The 976-nt window shown below is 58.3% G+C and carries 1 protein-coding gene; it reads right to left on the bottom strand.

The window, feature by feature from the left end; genetic code table 11:
• The coding region (locus CH302_RS08905) for a GDP-mannose 4,6-dehydratase (RefSeq protein WP_141216613.1) at positions 1-976 on the bottom strand (976 nt) is incomplete at both ends.

Raw genomic sequence — 976 nt, forward strand, 5'->3', positions numbered from 1 at the left:
GGTCCGTTCGTAGTTCGTCGAGGTCGTTGCGGACCATCATCTGCACTAACTCCGTGAAACCGACCTTCGGCTTCCACCCCAACCTGTCGTGCGCCTTCGAGGAGTCACCGATCAACAGATCCACCTCCGCCGGCCGCATGAACGCCGGATCGATGAACACCTTCTCCGACCAATCATCGATCCCCACCTCAGCGAACGCGATATCGAGCAACTCCCGGATCGAATGCGTCTCACCCGTGGAAATCACATAGTCATCGGCCTCGTCCTGCTGCAGCATCAACCACATCGCCTCGACGTAGTCACCAGCAAAACCCCAGTCCCGCTTCGCATCGAGGTTGCCCAGAGCGATCTTGTCCTGTAGCCCCAACGAGATACGAGCCACAGCCTGCGAGACCTTCCGAGTCACGAACTCCGGCCCACGCCGCGGCGACTCGTGATTGAACAAAATCCCCGACGACGCATGCAACCCGTACGACTCCCGGTAATTGATCGTCATGTAATGCCCGTACACCTTCGCCACACCGTACGGCGACCGCGGCCACAACAACGTCTCCTCACGCTGCGGAACCTGCTGCACCTTGCCGAACATCTCACTACTCGACGCCTGATAGAACCGCACCCGCTTACCGGACAGGTCCTGATAGAACCTCAACGCCTCCAACACATTCAGCACACCACCACCGGTCACATCAGTGGTCAACCGCGCGTTCTCCCACGAATACGCCACGAACGACACCGCACCCAAGTTGTAAACCTCATCAGGCTGCGCAGCACTGAACGCCCGCATCAACGACGACAGATCCAACAGATTCCCCGACAAGATCTCGACGAACGGATGCGACTTCTCCAACAGAGCCCGCTTCGGATTGTTCTGCCCCCGCACCAACCCGAACACCTTGTAACCCTTGGCATGCAACAACTCGGACAGATACAGGCCATCCTGCCCCGTGATACCCGTAATCAACGCACTCTTCAT

This window comes from Rhodococcus sp. 15-2388-1-1a (assembly GCF_002259145.1).
Lineage (GTDB): Bacteria > Actinomycetota > Actinomycetes > Mycobacteriales > Mycobacteriaceae > Rhodococcoides.